At 65.6% G+C, this 15901-nt stretch carries 11 protein-coding genes; 8 read left to right on the top strand and 3 right to left on the bottom strand.

What is annotated here, in order from left to right:
* Positions 1 to 676: 676 nt before the first annotated feature.
* Entirely contained in the window at positions 677 to 1441 is a 765-nt protein-coding gene (locus BLU38_RS12755) for an IclR family transcriptional regulator (protein WP_231920316.1), read from the bottom strand.
* A gap of 201 nt (positions 1442 to 1642) precedes the next feature.
* On the opposite strand from BLU38_RS12755, the gene BLU38_RS12750 reads away from it, so the two are divergent.
* From BLU38_RS12750 to BLU38_RS12715, 8 genes are all read left to right on the top strand, one after another.
* On the top strand, positions 1643 to 4213 hold the full coding sequence (locus BLU38_RS12750; protein WP_091525308.1) for a hypothetical protein: 2571 nt from the start codon (positions 1643 to 1645) through the stop codon (positions 4211 to 4213).
* A gap of 191 nt (positions 4214 to 4404) precedes the next feature.
* Complete coding sequence (locus tag BLU38_RS12745) at positions 4405 to 6339, top strand: ABC transporter substrate-binding protein (protein WP_091525306.1); 1935 nt, start codon at positions 4405 to 4407, stop codon at positions 6337 to 6339.
* On the top strand, positions 6336 to 7328 hold the full coding sequence (locus tag BLU38_RS12740) for an ABC transporter permease (RefSeq protein WP_091525303.1): 993 nt from the start codon (positions 6336 to 6338) through the stop codon (positions 7326 to 7328). Before BLU38_RS12745 ends, BLU38_RS12740 begins: the two co-directional genes overlap by 4 nt.
* Positions 7329 to 7332: 4 nt before the next feature.
* Positions 7333 to 8514, top strand: a complete 1182-nt coding sequence (locus BLU38_RS12735; RefSeq protein WP_091525302.1) for an ABC transporter permease — start codon at positions 7333 to 7335, stop codon at positions 8512 to 8514.
* Entirely contained in the window at positions 8511 to 9653 is a 1143-nt protein-coding gene (locus BLU38_RS12730; protein ID WP_331715080.1) for an ABC transporter ATP-binding protein, read from the top strand. Before BLU38_RS12735 ends, BLU38_RS12730 begins: the two co-directional genes overlap by 4 nt.
* Positions 9650 to 10765, top strand: coding sequence for an ABC transporter ATP-binding protein (locus BLU38_RS12725; protein WP_091525298.1), 1116 nt, complete (start codon positions 9650 to 9652; stop codon positions 10763 to 10765). Before BLU38_RS12730 ends, BLU38_RS12725 begins: the two co-directional genes overlap by 4 nt.
* Positions 10762 to 13452 (top strand): hypothetical protein, encoded by a 2691-nt coding sequence (locus tag BLU38_RS12720; RefSeq protein WP_091525296.1) that lies wholly within the window; start codon positions 10762 to 10764, stop codon positions 13450 to 13452. Before BLU38_RS12725 ends, BLU38_RS12720 begins: the two co-directional genes overlap by 4 nt.
* Before the next feature lie 58 nt (positions 13453 to 13510).
* On the top strand, positions 13511 to 14563 hold the full coding sequence (locus BLU38_RS12715) for a TolB-like translocation protein (protein ID WP_091525294.1): 1053 nt from the start codon (positions 13511 to 13513) through the stop codon (positions 14561 to 14563).
* A gap of 56 nt (positions 14564 to 14619) precedes the next feature.
* On the opposite strand, the gene BLU38_RS12710 is transcribed toward BLU38_RS12715, so the two are convergent.
* Together BLU38_RS12710 and BLU38_RS12705 are read right to left on the bottom strand one after the other, a co-directional pair.
* The gene (locus BLU38_RS12710; protein ID WP_091525292.1) at positions 14620 to 15498 is read right to left on the bottom strand and encodes a TolB family protein; all 879 of its coding nucleotides are present in this window, start codon (positions 15496 to 15498) and stop codon (positions 14620 to 14622) included.
* 18 nt (positions 15499 to 15516) lie between these two features.
* Positions 15517 to 15888, bottom strand: coding sequence for a tautomerase family protein (locus tag BLU38_RS12705; RefSeq protein ID WP_091525290.1), 372 nt, complete (start codon positions 15886 to 15888; stop codon positions 15517 to 15519).
* Positions 15889 to 15901 lie beyond the last annotated feature (13 nt).

Raw genomic sequence — 15901 nt, 5'->3', positions numbered from 1 at the left:
ATCGCTCCGGTGGGCGCTGAGTGACACGCCTGGGGGTTGTTGGTGCGGTGAGTTGAGGGGCGAGGACTTCAAGATCAGAGCGACCAAGCAGCTGTTCCTCAAGGACCTCGACGATGCCTGAGGCTACGCTCGGTGATCGTGCCTGAACCGGCCACTGCGACCGTTGCGACGTGTTGGCCGGTCTGGACGGGCCGCACGTGATTGAGATTGGTCGCGCCGCCGGCGGTCGGCTGTTCGTGACGTTGGAGTCGGAGCCGTACCCGTCGGGCTACGGCCTGCGGGATGATCGCAGCCTGGCGCGGACGACGCGACGTGTCTTGATCAACGTCCCTTGTTTCGGCCGACTGGATCGGTTCTGCTGGCGGGCCTGGAGTTGGCGTGTGAAACAAGCGCGTTCTTCAACGAGCAGGGCTCGATCGCGACAGCGCCACCGGGCACGCATGGACGATCCGCTCTACAAGATCAGAAATATCCTCGGCTGCGACGCCGACCGGCTCACCGACCGGCAATAGACTCGGCTCGACGAGGCGATCTGAGCCGAGCCGCGGCACGACGAAGACGCCACCGAAATTGGTGGTGCGAGGGTGGACCGCACCGCACCGCACCGCACCGCCCCGAGCTGAGTATGCGAGCACGGCCAAGCTCTGGCCAGGTGCGCTTGTCTGCAATGCACCCGTCAAGTGACGTCGGAAAGAGGACCGGCGAAGTCCCTTCGGAGTGCCTCGGCTTCGGCCTGCAACAAAGGAATCGCCTTCGCACCCAACTCCTTGGTCATCCGGAACGTCGGCCCCGAGACGGAGACGGCCATCGAGATGGGCAGCCCGAGGACCGGGACGGCGTAACAGAAGACGCCGTCCTCCTGCTCCCCGGCATCGGTCGCGTACCCTTGGCGGTTGATCTTGGCCAACTCCCGGTGCAGCTTGGCGCGGTCGGTGATGGTTCGCGAGGTCGCGGCCGGCATGCCGGCGCGGTCGAGGATGCGATCGATGTGCGCTTCCGGCAGCTGGGCCAGGATCGCTTTGCCGACTCCGGTCGCGTGGGTGTGGGCGCGGTGGCCGTTCTCGGTGAACAGCCGCATCGCGTGCGGGGACGGGACGTGGGCGACGTAGACGACCATGTTGCCGTCGAGCACCGCCAGATTGGCCGACTCACCGATCTCGGCCACCAGGCTCGCGAGATGCGGTTGCGCAATGGGGGAGAACTCCGTCCCGACCGGGCTGGCCAGCCGAGCGAGCCCGAGACCCAGACCGTATCGCCGGTTATCGCGCTGCCTCGCATATCCCAACCCGACCAGGGTCTGGAGGAAGCGGTGGATGGTCGGGACCGGAAGGTCCATCGCTTGCGCCAACTCCGTCAGGGACTGATCGCCTCGTTCCACCATCAGCTCGAGTAGCGCGAAGGCCCGCTCGACCGATTGGACGCCTCCGCCTCTCTTCGTCACGGATGCCATTCTCCTCCGCCCTGTCTCGTCGGCTTCCTGCCCGCGACGAAGCCAATGTGGGCGTGAAGCTAGCACACCGTGCGGTCCGCGCTCGTTGGTCGAGGTGGGCGCCGGCACGGGCGCGCGGAGCGCCCGACAAGCTCAGGCTTTCACCGGAATCTTGTCCAAACGATTGCGGACCCGTTCCAACTACTCCATTATATGAGCAACGATCTCCACTATCTGGAAGGCGTCATGGACGACAGCATGCTCGTGGTCGGAGTGCAGGTAGATCCGGAACTGGAGGGGCCGCCCGTCGACTGGGCTCTGGATCTGCTCCGCGATCGGTCGGGCGGAGACGTACAACGTGTTGCTGTGGGGGAGTCGCCCGCGGGCGCCTCGTCAGTGGTCCTGCGACAAGATGATCAAGGAACTCAGGGCTACTCCTACGTCCGGACGGGCGACGGGCTGGAGATCAAGGCGACCGACGTCGTGGGCGCTTCGTACGCCCTGGTCGGGCTGGCCGATGAGGTCGAGATCGCCGGAGACCTGAGCGGCGCGCTCGAGGGTCTGGACGGCGTTGCCTCGTCGACCACGATGCCGGTGCGGGGGATCATGCGGTCGTTCTCCAGCGTGGACGAAGACCTGCCGTGGTTCACCTCGAAAGAGTTCTGGGCGGAGTATCTGGACTGGATCGCCCAGGCGCGCTTCAGCCGCTTCCACCTGGCGCTCGGGATGCAGTACAACTACGGCGCCGATCGCAACGGCGCCACCGACAATTACCTCTGCTTCGCCTACCCGTTCTTGCTGGACGTTCCCGGCTGGAACGTCGCCGCCGAAGGTGTCTCCGTCGAGGAGCGGGAGACCAATCTGCGGATGCTCCAGTTCATCGCCCGGGAGACCAAGCGGCGTGGGATGGACTTCCAGCTGGGCTTGTGGAACCACGCCTACGACTACGGCCGCAACTCGGTCCACCGATTCCCGATCACCGGGCTAACCCCGGAAACGCACGCGGACTACTCCGCGGCCGCGATCTCCGAACTGCTCCGCGTCTGCCCGGAGATCGACGGGTTCAGCTTCCGTGTGCACTACGAGGGCGGCATCCCCGACGAGGGGCACGAGAAATTCTGGGACCCGGTCTTCGAGGCTCTTTCCCAAAGCGGCAAGGAACTACAGGTCGACATGCACGCCAAGGGTGTCGACGACGCGCTCCTCGACGCGGTCAACAAGCCGGGGCTGCAGCCCGTCCTCGGTGCGAAGTACTGGGCCGAACACCAGGGGCTGCCCTACCATCAGGCAGCCATCCGCCGGCTCGAAGAGTCCAAGCCGGTACCGCCCGGCAAGGAGCTGACCTCGGTCACCGAGTTCGCGCGCCGGTTCACCCGCTACGGGTATGCCGACTTCCTCGGCTCGGATCGTCGCGCCGATCTGATCTTCCGGGTCTGGCCCGGCACCCAGAAGCTGCTGCTGTGGGGCGACCCGGAGCATGCCGCCGGCTACGGCCGGCTGTCGACCTTCGCCGGAGCACTCGGCGTGGACATCTGCGAGCCGCTGTTCTTCAAGGGACGCAAGGGATCCGGCGCGCCAGGACGTCGTGACCCGTACATCGATCCCGAGCTCAAGCTCGGGCTGCGGGACTGGACCAAGTACGCCTACACCTATCGCGTGTGGGGCCGGAAGCTCTACAACCCCGAGGCGCCGCGCAGGGAGTGGGAGGGCTACCTCAACCAGGCGTACGGCACGTATGCAGAGACCGTCGAACGCACGCTCGCACCGCTCAGCCGGATCCTGCCGCTGATCACGGTCGTGCATGGTGTCGGTGGCTCCAACAACGGCAACTGGCCCGAGGTCTACACCAACCTCCCGGTCACCGAAGGCGCCTACCCGTCGCACCACGGCAGCGACACCGAGGCACCGCCGATGTGGGGGACTGTGAGCCCGTTCGACCCGCAGACCTTCTACATCATCAACGAGTGGGCCGACGACGTGATCGCCGGCCGACTCGACGGCCGCTACACCCCCGTGGAGGTCGCCGACTGGCTCCAGCGCTTCGTCGACGAAGCGGCCGCCGGGGCCGCCGAGTTGTCCGCCGCCACCGATGCCTCGCCGCAGCTGCGTCGGACCGCGATCGACGTCGAAGTGCTGCTGCGCCTGGGGCGCTTCTTCGCGGCGAAGTTCCGCTCTGCAGCCGACTACGCCCTCTGGCAACGCACCGGTGATCGGAGTCGGCTGAGCCGGGCGTACGACCAGTCGAAGATCGCCCGCGACGTCTGGGCCGAGATCGGCGATCTGGTCGAAGGCGTCTACCAGGCCAACCTGCGCTTCGGTCCGGAGCGCAGCGAGCACGGCAGCTGGACCGACCGTAGGCCGGCGCTGGAGGCCGACGTCGATGCCATGGGCAACGAGCTCCGCGCGGCAGCCGAGGACAGCACCAAGACGTTCACATCGTCGGTGCCGTCGCGGCCGTCACAAACCGGAGTTGTACACACGGCACCGGACGCGTTCGATCGCGGCAAGCCGGTCGCGCTCGACGTCTCGGTGACCGCGCCGGTCAAGAAGATTGTGCTGAACTTCCGGCACGTCAACCAGGCCGAGCACTGGCAGTCGGTCGAGATGCAGCGATCCGGGGACGGCTATCGGGCCGAGATTCCCGCCGACTACAGCGATTCCAGCTATCCACTGATGTACAGCTTCACCGTCGAGCACGAGGGTGGGGCGGTGGCGCTGGATCCGGCCTTCGATGACGCGTTGGCCAATCAGCCCTACTACGTCGTGATGCCCGCGGCCGGTTGAGGTCGCGGGCGGGGGCTGCGGATCGGCGTCGGTTACGAGAAGCAGCCCTTCGGCAAGTTCGGGGCCCTTCGACAGACTCAGGGTCCTGGTGGTCAGGGATCTTCGGGCTCCGCTAACTGAAAGTTTTCTCTCACTAGGCGGAGTTCTCCATTAGAGTGAGAGTCACCTTACGATGATGAAAGGTGGTAGCGATGTCCATGTCCGTGTCGCGTCGCCAGATCCTGTTGGGGTCTGCATCCGTCACCGGCCTCGCTGCGTTGAGTGGCTGTAGTTTCTTCTCCACCGATCCGGACCGAGGCACCGACGACGGGCCGAAACAGGCCAAGGGCAAGGAAGCACCGATGTTGGCCGCGAAGGTCAAGTCGGGCGACCTTCCCGCCGTCGCCGAACGGCTGCCGAAGAACCCGCGGGTGATCACACCGCTGCAGAAGGTGGGCATCTACGGCGGCACGCTCCGCACCGTGTTGGAGAGCACCGACCCGAGCTGGCTCTGGATGACGGTGACCAATGATCATCTGGTCACCTGGGATCCGACCTACAGCAAGATCATCGAGAACGTCGCCGAGAAGTTCGAGGTGCTCGAAAACGGTCGGGTCTACGTCTTCCACCTGCGCGAGGGGATGCGCTGGAGCGACGGCGAGCCGTTCACCTCGGAGGACCTGACCTGGTGGTACGAGAATGTCCTGCTGCAGAAGGAACTCACGCCGGTCATCCCGAGCGCGCTCAAGATCGGCGACGAGCCGGTCAAGGTGACCGCCGACGGGCCGCTGAAGGTCACCTTCACCTTCCCGTCCCCGCAGGCGCTGTTCCTGCAGCAGCTGACACCGCACGGTCCGCCGTTCTGGTTGCTGCCGCAGCACTACCTGAAGAAGTTCCACAAGAAGTTCAATCCGGATCTTCCGAAGGACTGGAGCGAGACCTTCCTGGCCAAGATCGACCAACTGGAGAATGTCGATCTGCCGGTCGTGAGCGCCTGGGTGCCGAAGAACCCGCACGGGGACGGTGGACGCCAGCTGTGGGAGCGCAATCCCTACTACTGGAAGGTCGACACCGACGGCAGTCAGTTGCCGTACGTCGACGAGGTGGCGTTCACCTTCTTCAACGAGCCGAACCCGCTGCTGCTGTCGGCCGCCAACGGTGATGTCGACCTCTACATGCGGCAGGAGGTGACGATTCCCAAGAACCGACCGGTGCTCAGCGGTGGGCAGGAGACCGGAAAGTACAAGTTGGTCGGTGTGAAGGACTCCAATCACAACTCGATCGGCATCTGCCTCAACCTGACCAGCAAGGATTCAGCCAAGCGGGCGATGTACCGGAACAAGGACTTCCGGATCGGGCTGTCCTACGCGATCGATCGCCAGCAGATCATCAACCTGGTCTATCAGCGCCAGGGCCGACCGTGGCAGACCGCGCCACGGCCGGAGGTGCCCTTCTACACCGGCGACGAGTTCGGCACCCAGTACACGCAGTTCGATCTCGACAAGGCCGCCCAACACCTGGCGACTGCAGGCTATGAGAAGAAGAACTCCGCGGGCAAGCTGATCGGTGAGGACGGCAAACCGATCGTCATCTCGATCCTCTGCCAGGCCCGCTACCCCGACATGATCGACGCACTGCAGTTCATCAAGGCAACGTGGGCGAAGGTCGGAATCGAGCTGCGGATCGATACCGCCAGCCCGGAACTGGTGTCGGAACGTCTGACGGCCAACGACTACGACTGCACGCTGGACAAGGGCGAGCTCGGCTACGTCGACCTGGTGGCCGATCCCCGCTGGCTGTTCGCTACCGGCGGTTCGTCCTACGCGCCGCTGTGGTCGAACTGGTACGAGGGTGGCAGCCCGCGCGAGGCGCCACCGGAAGCGATGCAGAAGCAGATGTCGATCTATCGCGAAAAGGTGATCGGTTCTGCGGACCAAAAGACTCAGTACGCGGCGCTGAAGGAGATCAGCGAGATCGCCAAGGATGAGTTCTGGACGATGGGTGTCTCGCTGCCCGGCGACCCGTTCTGCATCGTGTCCGACCGGACCCACAACGTGCCCGGTGATGATCAGATGTGGTTGTCCTTCAAGGCGCCGTATCCGGCGGTCACCAACGTCACCGCCTACTACCTGGATCCGCAGTCGTGATTGCTTATATCGCCCGTCGGCTGCTGTTCATGATCCCGACTCTGTTCTTGATCAGCATCGCGTCGTTCGTGATCATCTCGCTGCCACCCGGGGACTATCTGACCACGATCATCGCGCAGATGCGTTCTCAGGGCGGCGACGTCGATCAGTCCCGGATCGCCGCACTGCAGTTGCGCTACGGGCTCGATTCTCCGCTGTGGGTGCAGTACTTCAAGTGGATCGGTGGCGTGCTCACCGGCGACTTCGGCGAGTCCTTCCAGTTGAACCGTTCGGTCTCCAGTGTGTTGGCCCAGCGCCTTCCGCTGACCATCGTGATCTCGTTCTGCACCTTGATGTTCTCCTGGATCGTGGCGTTGCCGGTCGGCCTGTACTCGGCGGTCCGGCAGTACAAGGTCGGGGACTACATCGCCACCACGATCGGCTTCCTCGGGCTGGCCGTGCCGAACTTCATGATCGCCCTGGTGCTGATGTACATCGGCTACCGGTACTTCGGGCAGAGCGTCGGCGGACTGTTCTCACCCGACTACGTCGACGCGCGATGGAATCTGGGCAAGTTACTGGATCTGTTCTCCCATCTCTGGGTGCCGATCATCGTGCTCGGGAGCGCCGGCACGGCCGGCCTGATTCGGATCCTCCGTGCCAACCTGCTCGACGAGTTACGCCGGCCGTACGTCGTCGCGGCACGAGCCCGTGGTGTCCCGGAACGAAAGTTGATCTTGAAGTATCTGCTGCGGGTGGCGCTCAATCCGTTCATCTCCACGATCGGCTGGGTGCTGCCGGCGTTGGTCGCCGGCGAGGTGATCGTCGCCCAGGTGTTGTCGCTGCCGACGACCGGGCCAGTGTTGCTGAGCTCGCTGACCAGTCAGGACATGTACCTCGCCGGATCGATCATCCTCGTGACAAGCCTGCTGACGGTGATCGGAACCCTGCTGTCGGATTTTGCTCTGGCCTGGCTCGACCCACGGGTGCGGCTCCGGATGGCGAGGTGACAGCATGGTTGATCGCGTAGTAGCCGCCGTCCACCCGGGCCAGCCGCTGGAGCCGGCGAGCCCGCCCGCCGAAACGGCAGCCGACATTGACGAAAAGGTCTCGACCGCCAGCCAGTCCCAGCTCGTCTGGCGAGCGTTTCGTCGGCATCGGTTGGCGATGGCCGGCGCGATCGTCACCGTGCTGCTGTACCTCACAGTGATCTTCGCCGAGTTCTTGGCACCGTTCAGCACCACGATGTTCCACGAGCAGTACCCGTACGCGCCCCCTCAGCGACTGCACCTGATCGACAACAGCTCCGGCAGCACCCAGATCGGCCTGTATGTCTACGACTTCAAGCAATCGGTGGACAAGGAGTCGCTGGCGGTGCAATACACCGTCGACCGCTCCAAGAAGATCCCGGTGCGACTGTTCGACAGATCGGCGGACAGCTATCGGCTCTTCGGTCTGATCAACACCAATGTCCATCTGATCGGCCCCGTCGACGACAGCCGACCGATGTATCTGCTCGGCTCCGACCGCAACGGCCGTGATCAGTTCTCCCGGATCGTCTTCGGGACCCGGATCTCGATGACCATCGGGCTCGTCGGCGTCACCATCGCCTTCTTCCTCGGCGTCCTGATGGGCGGCATCTCCGGCTATGCCGGCGGCAAGCTGGATCTGCTGATCCAGCGACTCGTCGAGCTGTTCATGTCGGTCCCGACCCTGCCGCTCTGGCTGGGACTGGCTGCTGCACTACCTCCGGGTTGGGGACCGATCAACCGCTACTTCGCGATCACCGCGATCCTGGCGCTGTTCGCCTGGACCGAGCTGGCCCGGGTCACCCGCGGACGATTTCTGTCCCTGCGTGAGGAGGACTTCGTCACCGCGGCCCGACTGGACGGGAACAGACCGCCACGGTTGATCTTCCGGCACATGCTGCCGCTGTTCACCTCACACCTGATCGCGTCGTTGACCCTGTCGATCCCGGCGATGATCTTGGCCGAGACGGCGCTGTCGTTCCTCGGGCTCGGGCTGCTGCCTCCGGTGGTGAGTTGGGGTGTTCTGCTGCAAGAGGCGCAGAACGTCCGGGTCGTCGCCTCGGCGCCGTGGCTGATGTTGCCCGGCCTGATGGTGGTCATCGCCGTGCTGTCGCTCAACTTCGTCGGTGACGGGCTTCGGGACGCCGCCGATCCGTACAAGCAATAGACGCCTCCAAGGAGCACATCATTTCCACCGCGGATCTCCTCGAGGTCGAGGACCTGTACACCCAATTCCGATTCGACGACGGGGTCGTCCGAGCCGTCGACGGCGTCAGCTTCAGCGTCCCCGCAGGCAAAACCGTCTGCGTCGTCGGTGAGTCCGGCTGCGGCAAGAGCATCACAGCACGGTCGATCCTGCAACTGATCGACAGACCCGGCCGGATCACCGGCGGAAGGATCTGGTGGCGGTCAGCAGCTGCGATCTCCTCGGCCGAACGATCAAAGCGACCGCGCCGGTCACGGAAGTCGACGGACGCCGACGAACAAGCAACGGACGACTCGGGCGTCGACCTCGTTGCGCTGGATCCGGCCGGTGATCACCTGCGGGAGATCCGCGGCGGCGAGATCGCGATGATCTTCCAGGAGCCGATGGCCTCCCTGTCGCCGATGTACACGATCGGCAACCAGTTGATCGAAGTCATCCGACTGCATACCCCGGTGAGCAAGGCCGCCGCCACCGATCGGGCGCTGGACCTGTTGGCCCAGGTCGGCATCCCGCGCCCCAAGCACACGATGGACGCCTATTCCTTCCAGCTCTCCGGTGGCATGTGCCAACGGGTGATGATCGCCATCGCCCTGTCCTGCAATCCGAAGCTGCTGATCGCCGACGAGCCGACCACAGCACTCGATGTCACCACCCAGGCGCGGATCCTCGATCTGCTCCGCGACCTGCAGCAGGACAGCGACATGGCGATGATGTTCATCACCCATGACCTCGGAGTGGTGGCCGAGATCGCCGACGAGGTGGTGGTGATGTACCTCGGCACCGTTGTCGAGCAAGGGCCCGTCGACGAGGTCTTCGAGCATCCGCAGCATCCCTACACCCGAGCATTGCTGGCGTCGATCCCGCGGATGGGGGCCGGGGCACGGCAACGGCTGTCCGCGATCCAGGGGCAGGTGCCGCATCCGTTCAACTATCCGCAGGGATGTCCGTTCCATCCACGGTGCCCGGAAGCGGTCGAAGGGGTCTGCGATCGGGTCGACCCGCCGACGGTCTGGCTCGGTGAGCGGCGCCGTTCGCGCTGCGTGCTCAACGATCCGGAGTTCCTGGCCGAAACCGAACCCGCGAATGAGGTGAGCAGATGATCACCACCCCGGAGGCGCCGTCGGCCGAGGCGACGGTGCAGGAACCGATCCTCAAGATCGAAGAGCTGGCCATGCGGTACCCGATCCGTGGTCGCGGCATCCTGTCCCGCCGAACCGGCTGGGTGCATGCGGTGAACGGCATCGACCTGGACGTACGGCCCGGTGAGGTACTCGGGCTGGTCGGCGAATCGGGCTGCGGTAAGACGACACTCGGCCGGTGCATCGTCCGCAGCGAGCAACCGTCGGACGGCAAGCTGATCTACCGGACCGTCGACGGGTCGACGGTGGACCTGGCACCGATGTCGACCGCGGAACTCCGGCCCTATCAGCGCCAGATCCGCGAGGTGTTCCAGGACCCGTTCTCGGCCCTCAACCCGCGGATGACCATCGCCCAGATCGTCGGCGACCCGCTGAAGGCTTCGGGGTTGGCGCACGGATCGGAACTGGAAGATCGGGTCGCGGAGATGCTGCGACGCGTCGGCCTGTCCCCGAGCCTGGCGAACCGGTATCCGCACGCCTTCTCCGGTGGACAGCGGCAGCGGGTCAACATCGCGCGGGCGTTGATCACCAATCCACGACTGGTCGTCGCCGACGAGGCCGTCTCGGCGCTCGACGTGTCGGTCCGGGCGCAGGTCCTCAACCTGCTGCGCGATCTGCAGGAGGAGCTGGGCCACACCTATCTCTTCATCTCCCATGACATGTCGGTGGTGGAGAGCATCTGCGATCGGGTTGCGGTGATGTACCTGGGCAAGATCGTGGAGATCGCCGAAACGGACAAGATCTACCGCAATCCGCAGCATCCGTACACCGAAGCACTGCTGTCGGCCGTACCACGTCCGGATCCCAAGCTCAGGGACACCAGCCGACGGATCAGACTGTCCGACGACTTCCCCGATCCCGCCAACCCACCGTCCGGCTGCTTCTTCCACACCCGCTGCATCTATGCCGACGGCAAGGCCTGCACCGACAACGTGCCGCCGCTCCGCGACCTGGCAGCAGGGCACGGAGCCGCCTGCCATCACAGCGAGGACCTCGAGCTGGCCGGTGTCTTCGAGCTCGGCGTACCGGAGACCGGCAACCTGGACGGCCAATCAGCAAGGAGGTTCGCGTGATCACGGTCGAAGACTCCGCGGCCGTCGACACCTGGGGATCGGGCTGGGCGCCCGTCGAGTGGGCGGCCGACACGGTCGCGGACGCGGTGACGGCGCGCGGATCGGCCGAGGACGCACGGCTGCAGCTGATCATCTGCCGCCCCGGGAGTCGGAGCTGGTCCGACCTGGTCTCACGGGCGGAAGCGCCGGATCGGTTCTCCCCCGAGGCGTTCGCCATCGCGACCCGACCGTCCGACGACGGTACGGAGGTCCTGGTCGGCGCCGCCGACAGCAGGGGACTGACCTATGCCTTGCGCGACATCGCCGACGTCATCGAACACACCGGCGAACTCGCGGCGGCACTGGCGGCCATCCGCACCCGGTACGAACGACCACGGGTGCCGACCCGCAGCATCACCCGGCTGTACGCATCGCACCGGTTCGACAGCGGCTGGTTGCATGATCATTCCTTCTGGGACGAGTATCTCACCGAGTTGGCGACCCACCGCTTCAACCGGTTCACGATCGCGTTCGGACTCGGCTACGACTTCTTGATCGACAAGCGTGTCGTCGACAACGACCTGTGCTTCCTGTATCCGTTCGTCCTCGATGTGCCCGGACACCAGGTATCGGTCACCGGTCTGGAGCCGCAGCAGCAGAAGGAGAATCTCGCCGCCATCCAGTACGCCGCCCGGGCCGCCGCTGCGCGCGGCATCGAATTCGGACTCGGTCTGTGGAACCATGCCCCGCGACTCGAGCCGAAGGTGGCGACCGAACGCTGGCTTGTCACCGGACTGCCCGACACCGACCATGCGCGCTACTGCGCTGATGCCCTGAAGCTGCTCCTCGACGAGGTCCCGGAGATCAGCACACTGACCTTCCGGGTGCACTTCGAAGGCGGAGTTCCCGAGCCCACGCACGCCTTCTGGGCCGAGATGATGGCAGCAGTTGCCGAGGTCGACCGCGAGATCAGCATCGACGCCCATGCCAAGGGCATCAACGACGACCTGCTCCGTGCACTGAAGTCGGCCGACGGTCCACTGACCCTGTCCACCAAGTACTGGGGCGAGCACATGGGGCTGCCCTACCACCAGGCCGGCATCCGCGCCCGAGAGTTCAACGGGCATCGCCGGGCCCGCCCGGACTCCGACCTGGCCGCTGAAGGCGGCGGCCGGTCCGGTGCCGACGTCACCCGGCAACGCAGCTTCACCCGCTACGGCTACGCCGACTTCGCCCGCGTCGATGCCGGCTACCAGCTGCTGCACCGCGTCTGGCCCGGAACGCAACGGGTGCTGTGCACACCCGACCCGGTCACCGCCGCCGGGATCGCCCGGAACGCAACGTTCGCCGGGTCTCGCGGCGTCGAATGGTTCGACGCCCTGACCTTCCTCGGCAAGAAGGACTCCGCCGAGAATCCCCTGCCCGGCCGGCCGATCCGCGAACGTGGCCTCTACGGTGACGAGCGAATCGAACTGGACGGAGTGGAGACCTGGCGCAAGTACGCGCCGTGGTTCCGGGTGAGCGGCCGAGCGGCGTACAACCCCGACAGTGACAGCTCCGGCTGGCTCCGCTGGTATCAGTCCCGCTTCGGTGACGCAGCAGTTGACGTGCAGGCGGCCTCGGCCAACGCGGGACGGATCCTGCCGTTGATCACCGTCGCGCATGCCCCGTCGGTGGCCGGGAACATCTACTGGCCAGAGATGGAAACCCCGCTGCCGCTGATCGAATTCGAGCCGCAGGCCGATAACCCGTTCGCCGACCGGGGCTGGCATCTCGACCCGACGTTCGACATGGATCCGCCCTACTCCTTCGGACACGTCAGCCCGCTCGATCCCGAACTCTTCGCCTCACCCGAGGACTACGCGGCGGCCCTGCTCGAGGGAGCGGTGCTGCCGCGGCACACCCCGATCGAGGTCGCCGCGTGGCTGGACCAGCTGGCGTCCTCGGCACGCAGCCACATCGAGAAGGCGCGGTCGGCCGCCGACGTTTCGTCCGATCCTGCGGAGCTGGAGCGGCTGATGATCGACGCCGAGATCGCCGCCGGCCTCGGCGAATCTTTTGCCGACAAGCTGCGGGCTGCCGTCAGCTGGGCGCTTCACCGGCGAACGGCGAGCGCCGATGATCTTGAGGACTGCCTGCGCCACTACCAAGCAGCACGGGACCACTGGCGCGATCTTTCGGCAGCCGCCGGAGCCTACCGAGACGATCTGCCGTTCGGACAGATGCCGTATCAGCGCGGCCATTGGCGAGATCGACTCCCGGCGATCGAGGAGGACCTGGCCGGAATTGCTGCCCACGGCAACACCTGCGACTGCTCGACCGGGCAGCAGGCTGCGCGACCGTGGGTCTCGCTGCCGGCGGCGATCGATCACCAGCCACCGAACGGATGCGTCGCCGGTCGGCCGGTCCGGCTCGCAGCAACCGTGAGCGACCCACGCATCCGGCTCGTCCTCCGGTATCGCGAAGTCGATCAGTCGCAGTCCTGGTCGGAGACGGCCATGCTGCCCACACCCGGGAACACCCAGGAACGTTCGGCGGAGATTCCGGGCAGCGCAGTGACCGGCCGCTACCAACTCCAATACCGCCTGATCGCCCAGCTGCCGGCCGACGAGGACAACCCCGCAGCCGTCGGTTTGGCGCCCGGGCTGGATCCGCCACGGCTGGACCGCCGGCCCTACTACGTCCTGAGTCCGCGGCCCGGCGACTGATCGCCGAGTGCGAGGCACCGCCAACCGTCCACGTCAGTCCACCGCAAGGGAGCCACCGATGCCCAACCCGTCAGCCGAGGTCAAGCACGTCCTGGACGACCCGCCGCCCTTCCACAGCAAGCTCCTGGACTACGGCGAGCGACCCTACTGGTCGGCCGACGGCAGCCGGATCGCCTTCATCGAACGTAATTACGGAGACGCCTGCGAGCTCGACGTCGGCACCGGCGAGGTCCGCAACCTGACCCGCGATCTCGGCGACCACCACAGCTTCCTGCGCGTGTTGATCTTGTCCACCGGCGACTACCTGTTGATCGGACCCCGACAGTTCAAGGATCGGGATGTCAGCCGACACGTGGAATCGGAACTGTGGGTGCTGGACAAGAACCTGACGTCGCCGCCGAAGCCGCTGGGGCGCCGGATGTTCGAGGGCGCCGGGGTCTCGGTCCACGAACCGAAGATCACCTATGCCGTGTCCGGACGGAACGACCCGACACTCGGTGATCCGGGTGTCGTCGAGTGCCATGTCACCAAGATCGACTACACCGACGACGGCCCGGCCCTCGGCGAGGACGAGATCTTCTACCGCACCGGCGGCGGCGTCGCACCGGAGCCGCAGGACTTCCGCCATGACGACTCCGAAGTGATCATGGCCGAATACGTCACCGGCCGCACCCAAGGAATCTTCCCGACACCCAACTGCATCGTCAAGGGCGTCACCCTGGCCGACCGTACACACCACACCTATGTCGCCGAATCGCTGGTCCACAACGAATGTGAGGGCATCTTCCCCGGCGGCGACTACATCTGTCTGGAATCCTCCTGCGACACGGACTGGCCGCACTATCCGCCGCGCGATCTGTGGAAGCTCAAGCTCGACGGCTCCCAGCAGCGGGTGCGGATGACCTCGATGCCAGCCGATCACACCTGGAAGGCGACGAACTCCAACGTCAGCCCGGACGGCCGCTGGCTGGCGTACATGGTCGCGTTGAACAGCGACGAGGCCGGCTTCGGCCGCGGCCTCGGTCTCCTTGATCTTGACGCCTGGGGCAACACGGAGGCCGCGCAGGCCTGGGAGACTCCGACCGATCGTGCGGAGCAGGCCAGGCGATGACGCGGTGCGCCCGAGTGGGCGGATCCACTCGGGCGACGAGGGTGTCACTCCGTCCGTCAGGCAGCACCGATCGGGTAGGAGACGTAGGCGAACCGGGTGGAGTCGGGGGACCAGCTGTTGACGTTGATGGTGCCCTGGCCTCCCGGCAGTGAGATCCGCTCCAGGGGTGTCGTCCAGTCGGTGGTGTTCACCACGACGAGATTGACCGGGAGATCGGCGGGGTGTCCCTGGGTGCCGGTCGGGAACTCGATGTAGACCGCCTTCGATCCGTCCGGCGACAGGTGCGGGAACCAGTCGACGGTCCCGCTCTCGACCAGTCGTTCGAGTGTGCCGCCGGACTCCCGGATGCGGCAGACCTGGGCGTGCCCGGGTTCAGTGGCCCAGTGCTCGCTGTTCAGGTAGAGCCACTGTCCGTCGGGCGACCATTCCGGTCCGTCGATGTGGCCGGCGCCGGTGTCGACGAGGGTCGGCTCGCCACCCGTCGCAGGAATGATCATCAACACACCCGGCACGCCCTGAGCGGACATCTGGACATAGGCCAGTCGCTTGCTGTCCGGGGACACCCCGTGCAGGTAGTGCTTGAGACCGTCATCGGGAGTGATCTTGGTGACCGGGCCACCGCTGAGCGCTGCTCGATAGATGTGGCCATCGGCTGCCGAGAGGTAGATCGACTCGCCGTCGGGGTCGAGGACGTGATCATTGTTGATGTCCGGTAGCCCGTCATGAGTGATCGTTGCGGGTGACGAACCGGCCTCGGGCGCAAGCGACCACAGGACGCCGTTGCCGTTGAGCAGGAGTGCCCGGCCATCCAGCGACCAGTTCGGAGCCTCCAACAGGACATCGGGGTCCTCGAAGATCACCGTGTCGGTCCCGTCGGCCGCATCGTGCACGTGGATCCGGGCAACCTGATCTTGGTGGAGTGATCGATAAGCCATCTACGTGGTCCCTTCTGCTCAGGCCGCGGCGGTGTCGGGTCCGGCGGCGAGCCAGGCCGCTCCGTGCACTTCGGCGACGACGAGCAGGACGTTGTCACGTTTGATGCCGAGCTGGGCGAGTTCGTCGGCGATCGCGGTCATCGCCGCCTGCTTCTGTTCGTCGCTGTAGCCGACCTGTGCCAGCAACTCGATGAAGATGATGTCGTCACGCTGGTGCCGCGGGTGGGTCGGCGAAAACACCAGCTCGCCCGGTTCGTGCAGCCGGAAGATCTGGAACAGGTCATCCCTCGGCATGTCGAGCCCGCGCACCATCCCCTCCAGGATGGCGTCGCTGAACTCCTTCAGCCGTGGTTGATGGACCTTGTGCAGATCGATACGTGCGTGAGGCATGTCGTCCCTTCTG

Source organism: Microlunatus soli, from assembly GCF_900105385.1.
Taxonomy (GTDB): Bacteria; Actinomycetota; Actinomycetes; order Propionibacteriales; family Propionibacteriaceae; genus Microlunatus; species Microlunatus soli.
Note: the sequence above shows the minus strand (reverse complement) of the source record. Positions and strands in the feature narration are given on the sequence as shown.

Bases quoted from the DNA above. Each gene is read 5' to 3' on its own strand.
- BLU38_RS12725 (WP_091525298.1), top strand. From the start codon at position 9,650: ATGATCACCACCCCGGAGGCGCCGTCGGCCGAGGCGACGGTGCAGGAA.
- BLU38_RS12705 (WP_091525290.1), bottom strand. From the start codon at position 15,888: ATGCCTCACGCACGTATCGATCTGCACAAGGTCCATCAACCACGGCTG.
- BLU38_RS12710 (WP_091525292.1), bottom strand. From the start codon at position 15,498: ATGGCTTATCGATCACTCCACCAAGATCAGGTTGCCCGGATCCACGTG.
- BLU38_RS12735 (WP_091525302.1), top strand. From the start codon at position 7,333: ATGGTTGATCGCGTAGTAGCCGCCGTCCACCCGGGCCAGCCGCTGGAG.
- BLU38_RS12750 (WP_091525308.1), top strand. From the start codon at position 1,643: ATGAGCAACGATCTCCACTATCTGGAAGGCGTCATGGACGACAGCATG.
- BLU38_RS12745 (WP_091525306.1), top strand. From the start codon at position 4,405: ATGTCCATGTCCGTGTCGCGTCGCCAGATCCTGTTGGGGTCTGCATCC.
- BLU38_RS12715 (WP_091525294.1), top strand. From the start codon at position 13,511: ATGCCCAACCCGTCAGCCGAGGTCAAGCACGTCCTGGACGACCCGCCG.